Genomic DNA, 7,292 nt, shown 5'->3' with positions numbered 1-7,292 from the left:
ATTATTGACATGGTATTCAGCCACCTAAAGTTAAAGTTAGCTTACAAATATATGAGGATAACGAATCTCCAGTAAATGTTGGAACATTACATTTCAAAATCCTTTAAATCTATGGGTTTATAGTATTGATCTACATCCCCCCTCCACCCCTCCTGAACATGTTCGGGTAGCCTTACCCCCGGGTGTAATGGTTTCGCTATTATCTCAAGCACTTCAAAGTGTGTGAAGAAGTGCATCGAATACGATGATTTCACAATTAAAGCTGTATCAAGCCCCTTATAAGTTCCACCAAGACTCACCACAACTTCCCCCTCATCCACAAAACCAGCATCCGTAGCCATGAGAGCAGCCTCCACTGCAATCTTAGTTCCTGAACCGAAAATCTCAAGAGTCTTATCTATGAAGGTTTCGGGCGTTGGACTATCCCACCCCATAGATCTTTCAATACCTGCAAATGGCCTAGTCCCCTGAATTACTATAACCCCATGACTCTCAAGAAATCTCTTCACATGCACATACTCCGGTCTATTGAGACCTATTGGAATATCGCCTTTAGGACCTATTGTTTTGGCTGGATAATGAGTTACAACAATCAAATTCACGTTAGTCCCCTTAAAAATTTTAAGTGCTTTAAGTGCACTCCTACCCGTCTCAGAGGGTATAATAACCTTCCTAATACCCAATTCAATAGCTCTATCCCTCGCTAAACTCAAAACCATCTCGGTATTAATCTCCCCACGATAATGGAAGTAAAATACTTGTTTAGCATAGAATTCTGGTTTCAAGTAAACCCCCAATATTCCACAATGACCCCAACATATTTATGTTACTATGATCCGGTTTCCATAGTATGTAATTAAAACTCTCTCTTCTCACTCTTCCTAACAATTTCTTTAGGCTCCCACCTAAATCTCCAAAGCCCTCTACCAAAAGATTCTACGGCTATTTCAAGTTCCTCTGCAAGTGCATCGCTTATGAGGGGTTCTGTGGTTATTGGCGATACAACTATATCCACATCAACCTCCTTAGATGAATTACCATCATAAAGTATGCAAACCCTCCCAACCCTTGGGTATAGCCAAGCTTTCAGCAATCCACCAGCAGTTTCATATTCAACTTCAAATGCATTTTCAGGCGGCCATAAACCAAGTTGTTTAGCTAGATTTATTGGAATTAGGAGTTGTGGTGATGGAGCTTCATAACCACTATTAAGTAGTGCAACAACACTTAAACTTCTCTCCCCAACACTAACCTTCAATCTTAACCTTACCACCAACCTTCAACACCCTAATAGCTCCAATCCTCCCATAACGTTTCATCTTCATCCTACCAATGAATGGTCTATGGGAATTCATAATCAAATATAGTAGAGTTAAATGTGGGAAATAAAGATTATTGAATTTCACTCAAACTCTATGGTTGATGGAGGTTTTGGCGTCAACTCATATAACACTCTAACGACATCATTTATCTCAGAAGTTATTCTATCAGTAATCCTCTTGAGTTTGCTGAATGGGATTTCCAGTGGGCTGGCCGTTATAGCATCCTCAGATGCCACAACTCTAATGGCGATCATGTAACCATACTTCCTCCTACCACCCCTAATTCCAGTGGCTCTACCTGGAAGTAGCACTGCAAACTTCTGGAATGCATCCACATCCCTAAGCTCTTCCTCAACTATTTTGGTGGCTTTCCTAACGATCTCAACCCTCTTCGGATTAACTTCACCCACAACCCTAATCATTAACCCTGGACCTGGAAATGGCATCTTCTCAGATATCTCCTTTGGTAAGCCTAGGTATCTAGCAACCTCCCTAACTTGAGGTTTATACAATTCCTTCAATGGTTCAACAACTTTAAACCCATAATCAATGCCTATCTGCTCCAAAACGTTATGTTGAGTTTTTATTCCACCCTTAGTTTCAACTATGTCTGCAGCTATAGTCCCCTGAACTAGAAACCTTATACCATTAGATTTCATGAAATCCCCAATCACATTGTAGAATGTTTCCCTGAATATCTTCCTCTTCCTCTCAGCATCAATTACACCCCTAAGATTTCTATAGAATAGGCTTTTCTTATCCAATAGTATTGGATTTAACCCTAAATTTCCCAGCATTTTAATTGTTTCTTCAACTTCACCTTCACGTCTAAATCCATCATCAATATAGATTGTTTTAAGCCTATCACCCAAAGCCATTTTGGCAATGTAAGCTGAAACAGTGCTATCCACACCACCAGAACATGCTGCAACAGCCATCTCTCCACCAACAATCCTCCTAACATCCTCCACAGCTTTAGCAACAAATTCGGAGGGTTTGAAAGAGGGGCCCATCGACATTAACGATCACTGAGCATTATATTATACATGTTTAATATAAAGAATTCGTTTCATCTATGTTTAAAATTTAATTAAATATTGAAAGAATGAGCATTGTATACTATTCATAATGGAAAAGTTTAAATTTAGGTTCAGCCTAACTTAGGTTCGACCTAAATTGTCCATGGAGATATCGGCTAGAGAAGCCACATACATAAAAGTGATAGGGAAACTAACCAATTGTGGGGAGAAACCTACATCAAGCATAGAGATAGCTAAGGAATTGGGGGTTAAAGCACCATCAGCAGTTGATATGATAAAGAAGCTTGAAAGCATGGGCATAGTGGAACATACACCATGGAGAGGCGTAAAACTCACAGATAAGGGAATCATGGAATACAAGATGCTAATTAGGAAGTATAAGATAATTGAAACATACCTCCACAGAATATGCAACATGAATTTAGATGAAGCATGTGAATGCGCCTCCAAATTCGATGTATACGTGCCGAAGAAGGTTATAGATACCATGTGTGCATGTATGGGTCATCCGAGAAGATGCCCCCATGGAGATGAAATACCAAGTGATAGGGAGTGTTGTGGGGTGAGTTGATGAAGAAGTGGATACATGCAATACTACTATTAATCATGATAACCACATTAACAGCATTCAATGTTGAGGGGGATTATGGGAAAATTAAGGTTGCCGTAAGTATTGGAGCATTGAAGGGTATAGTTGAAGAGATTGGTGGAAGTAGAGTTGAAGTTTTCAGCATAGTTCCACCAAACGTTGAACCACACACATTCACAATAACACCACAAGTAATATATCAAGCATCCACAGCCAAACTGATAGTAATTGATGGGCATATGGATTGGGAAATGAAACTTTTGGAGCAAGTTGCCAATGTGAAGGGTATGAAGCAAAGTGACATATCATTAAATCTCATGGACTACAAGGATAAAATGACAATATTGGAAATGCCACCATGGACGGGAGTTTCAGGCAAAAATTACCATGGATACTGGATACTCCCAGAAAATGTAATGGTGATAGCGGAAGCCATAAAGAACAAGCTATCAGAAATAGATCCAGATGGAAAGGGGTACTACGAGGAAAACTTCACAAAACTTAGTGAAGAGATAAATGCTTTGAAAAGTAAGATAATGAATTTAAGGGGGAAGACTAGCGGTGTTAAAGCAGTATTGGCATTCCCAGCAGAGCAATATGTAGCATACATGTTCGGCTTAGAAGTAGCATCAATATTGACGGTTGAGGAAGGAACTTCACCAACACCTAAAACCATGGAAACCGCATACAATACACTGAGGGGAGGAGGGATAATACTAGCTTCAGATGTATCATCAAAAATGCCAGTATACAACACAATACAAGAATTATCTAAACAAATAGGGGCTCCGATAATAGAGGTCATGATTTCCATGGAGGGGAAGTATACGTCCATAATGATGTACAATATTGGCGTCATCAGCGTTACACTACTAAACAGAAGCATAACATATACGCCTACACAGACAAACCAAGAAACATCATGGATAATAACGGCGATACTTGGAATAGTGGTAGCCATGGAGTCAGCATACATATACAAGGTTAGGAGGAAAGTGTGGAAATGAGCATAATAAACGTGGAAAACCTAACAGTAGCCTACGATAAAATTATGGCACTCGAAGATGTAACATTCAAAATAGATACCCCATCAATAAACGTTATAATAGGACCAAACGGTGCTGGGAAAACCACACTACTAAAAGCCATAATGGGATTAGTGAAACCCATGAAGGGGAGAATAGAGGTTTTAGGGTTGAATCCAGTGGAGAAATCCTTTGAAGTTAGGAGGCTAATGGGGTACATACCACAAAGGGATAAAGTTATGGAGGGGATACCAATGAAAGTTCTAGACGTAATATTGATGGGTATTGCAACTAAGAGGGAGTGGCCTAGAGTAATATCTAAGGAAGATTTAGAGGCTGCGGAGAATACGGCTGAATTTCTTGGGATAAAGGATTTAATGAATAAAACGTTCAATCAGCTTAGTGGGGGGCAGAAGCAGAAGGTTTTACTGGCAAGGGCACTAATATCAAAACCGAAAATATTGATGCTCGATGAACCATTCAATGGAGTAGACGTCATAAGCCAATACTCAATAATGGAGAAGCTTAAGGAGCTTAGGAAAATGAATGGGACAACAATACTACTAGTAACACATGACATAAATCCAATGATGGAATTAGCTGAAAACGTTATGATAATAAATAGGAGGATCATAGCCTTCGGGAGGGTTAATGAAGCTCTAAATGAAGAATCCCTATCAAAAGCTTATGGTGGAGGTAGAATAATATTCGCTGAGGGGAGATGCTACTCAATAATTGGAGATACGCATCACAGGTGAATTTGAATGAGCCTAATATACAGCCCATTCATAATGAATGCATTGATAGGGATAGTTCTTGGAGGGGTAACTGCAATGATTGCTGGAGCACTGTCAATGCTGAGGAACGTCCACTACCTATCAGCGGAAGTAGCACACTCAGCTCTAGGTGGAGCAGCCATAGGGGCATTAATATACAGCCAAATAGGGTATGAACCAATAATATTCATTGCAGCCACAACCTTCAGCATAATATCATCAATCATAACTGGATACATAGTCAGAGAGAGGGGAGTGGAAGCTGCTGGATTAGCCATAGGGGTAGCCTTAGCAATAAGCTTATCCACATACTCAATAGTGATAGGTATGCTTAAAGCCGAATTAATAATAAAGGTTAACAGCTACCTACTCTCAGACATACTACTAATAACCTACAGCGACCTAATAGGCATGACACTCATATCATTCATAGGATTAATAGTTCTAATAGCATTCCACAAAGAGATGCTATACATATGCTTCGACGTGGAAGGGGCTGAAGCCTTAGGATTAAAAACAAAATTATATGATTACATGGCATTCGCACTCATTGGAACTGCAGGGGCTGTACTGGCAAGAGCCATGGGTGCACTATTAATATATGCATTGGCAATACTTCCAGCAGCATCCTCCATAGAAATATCAAACAGCACATCAAAAATATTCATATACACATTCACAATATCACTAACATCAGGGATAACTGGACTACTAATATCCCTAACACTAAATCTACCAACAAGCGGAACAATAGCTGCAACAGCCACAACAATATATATACTAATAAAGGTGGCTAGAAAGATAATTTAATGAGGAATAATGGATGGGAAGATCATAATCCTAGTAAGTTCATCTCCAAGAAGGAGTGAGATACTTAAAAAGTTCAAATTCAAATATAAAACAATAACGCCAAGAGTGGAGGAGGAATCTGAGGGTGACCCAATAGAAGTAGTTAAAAGGAATGCGAAGAGGAAGGTTCTAGACAATTTAAATGCAGATCTATTGGGATTATATGTTGGAGTAGATACCATAGTGTACATTGATGGCAAGATAATAGGGAAACCGAGAAATTTGGAGGAAGCACGTGAAATATTGAGGAAACTTTCTGGGAGAAGGCATAAAGTGATTAGTGGAATATACATATATGACAACGTTAGGAAAGTTGAAGCCTTTAGACACGTTGAAACTGAAGTGAAATTCAAAGAGCTATCGGAGGAAGAGGTGGAATGGTATATATCAACGGGGGAACCCATGGATGCAGCTGGAGGATACAAGATACAGGGTCTTGGAGGGTTATTCATAGAATGGATTAATGGAGACTACTACAATGTAGTTGGCCTCCCAATAAACACATTATACGAAATGATTAAGGAGCTTGAATTAAACCCAATGGAATTCATGGAAAACCATTTATAACTATAACATATAATCATCAAAAGCACTAAGTGAACTTAATTGAAGAGGGTACTGGCAATATCATTCATAACAAACTTCATATCCAGTGGAATTGGAATAGCAGTACCACTAGCCCTACTGAATAGAGGGGTAAGTTTAGTGGAGATTGGAGCAATACTCTCAATAATGCCAGCAGTATTCCTAGTTGTTAGGGTAATATTTGCGGCAATAGCAGACCAGATAGGTTGGTCTCCAATATTCCTAGTAAACACGATAAGCATGACCACAGCCACAATTATATATAGTATTGCAAAATCCCCACTGGAATTCGCCATTGGAAAAATATTTGAAGGAATAACAATGTCAGCATACTGGGCCGTAAGTAGAACAGCAACATACGAGCTATCCCCAGGGAGGGAGGCCAGTGAAGCCACAAGAGTTATAGCAACAGTATCCATAGGTGGAGCTATAGGTGGAGCAACAACTGGACTTTTAATGAACATGATAAATGTGGATGTAGCCTTCCCAATACTGACAGCAATATCGACGATTCAATTATACCCCACAATACTATTATGGAAAACTGGATTGAAAAGTGGAAGATTAAACATAGTGAAGGCGCTGAAAGCATTGGATTTGAGGGGGAGGAACCTAAAATTCTGGTACACATCAATAATAATGGCCATAAACAGCCTATCAAGATACCCATTATTCAACATGATACTGCCAGTATACATGGCTAAAATTCTTGGATACGATTATATGGGGATAGGATTTATGATTGCAATTTACAATCTCACATCATCACTAACAATATATTTAACCCTCAAGAAACCATTAAACGTTGCCAGAGCAGTAACGCAAAGCACAGTATACTTCCTAGCATGCATAGGAATAGCCAAATATACAAACCTCCTACCAATACTAATGATCGTAATGGCATTTGCAGATGGTTTAGGAGCAAAATTCTATGAAGCAATAATAGTGAAAGCCACCAGGAATAGGCATGAAACCATATCAGTAGATATAGGTGTACTGCACATCCCAATGAGGATATTTGAATCCACAACACTCATAATATTTGGATTAATAGTGGAAATATTGGGGTATGATGCAGCATTCATAATATCAGGATTAGCATACAT

At 39.2% G+C, this 7,292-nt stretch carries 9 protein-coding genes; 6 read left to right on the top strand and 3 right to left on the bottom strand.

Going from position 1 to position 7,292, the window contains the following annotated elements; all coding sequences use genetic code 11:
• Window positions 1-86: 86 nt before the first annotated feature.
• The 3 genes from MRT15_RS08140 to MRT15_RS08130 form a co-directional block, all read right to left on the bottom strand.
• Entirely contained in the window at window positions 87-797 is a 711-nt protein-coding gene (locus MRT15_RS08140; RefSeq protein WP_304329582.1) for a pyruvate kinase alpha/beta domain-containing protein, read from the bottom strand.
• 59 nt (window positions 798-856) lie between these two features.
• Complete coding sequence (locus MRT15_RS08135; RefSeq protein WP_304329581.1) at window positions 857-1,276, bottom strand: hypothetical protein; 420 nt, start codon at window positions 1,274-1,276, stop codon at window positions 857-859.
• Between the two features lie 126 nt (window positions 1,277-1,402).
• Complete coding sequence (locus MRT15_RS08130) at window positions 1,403-2,341, bottom strand: hypothetical protein (protein WP_304329580.1); 939 nt, start codon at window positions 2,339-2,341, stop codon at window positions 1,403-1,405.
• A gap of 163 nt (window positions 2,342-2,504) precedes the next feature.
• Between MRT15_RS08130 and MRT15_RS08125 the strand changes: the two genes are divergently transcribed.
• The 6 genes from MRT15_RS08125 to MRT15_RS08100 all read left to right on the top strand — a co-directional run.
• On the top strand, window positions 2,505-2,933 hold the full coding sequence (locus MRT15_RS08125) for a metal-dependent transcriptional regulator (protein ID WP_304329583.1): 429 nt from the start codon (window positions 2,505-2,507) through the stop codon (window positions 2,931-2,933).
• Window positions 2,933-3,958, top strand: a complete 1,026-nt coding sequence (locus MRT15_RS08120) for a metal ABC transporter substrate-binding protein (RefSeq protein WP_304329579.1) — start codon at window positions 2,933-2,935, stop codon at window positions 3,956-3,958. The genes MRT15_RS08125 and MRT15_RS08120 overlap by 1 nt, the downstream gene beginning before the upstream one ends.
• Window positions 3,955-4,734, top strand: a complete 780-nt coding sequence (locus MRT15_RS08115; RefSeq protein ID WP_304329578.1) for a metal ABC transporter ATP-binding protein — start codon at window positions 3,955-3,957, stop codon at window positions 4,732-4,734. The genes MRT15_RS08120 and MRT15_RS08115 overlap by 4 nt, the downstream gene beginning before the upstream one ends.
• Before the next feature lie 6 nt (window positions 4,735-4,740).
• Window positions 4,741-5,562, top strand: a complete 822-nt coding sequence (locus tag MRT15_RS08110; RefSeq protein WP_304329577.1) for a metal ABC transporter permease — start codon at window positions 4,741-4,743, stop codon at window positions 5,560-5,562.
• A gap of 9 nt (window positions 5,563-5,571) precedes the next feature.
• Complete coding sequence (locus MRT15_RS08105) at window positions 5,572-6,168, top strand: nucleoside triphosphate pyrophosphatase (protein ID WP_304329576.1); 597 nt, start codon at window positions 5,572-5,574, stop codon at window positions 6,166-6,168.
• Window positions 6,169-6,207: 39 nt separating this feature from the next.
• Window positions 6,208-7,292, top strand: a 1,085-nt coding sequence (locus MRT15_RS08100; protein ID WP_304329575.1) for an MFS transporter, incomplete at its 3' end; no start/stop codon positions are given.

Source organism: Candidatus Culexarchaeum yellowstonense (assembly GCF_024707025.1).
In the GTDB taxonomy this organism is placed as follows: domain Archaea; phylum Thermoproteota; class Methanomethylicia; order Culexarchaeales; family Culexarchaeaceae; genus Culexarchaeum.
This window is presented reverse-complemented; position numbering and strand designations above follow the sequence as displayed.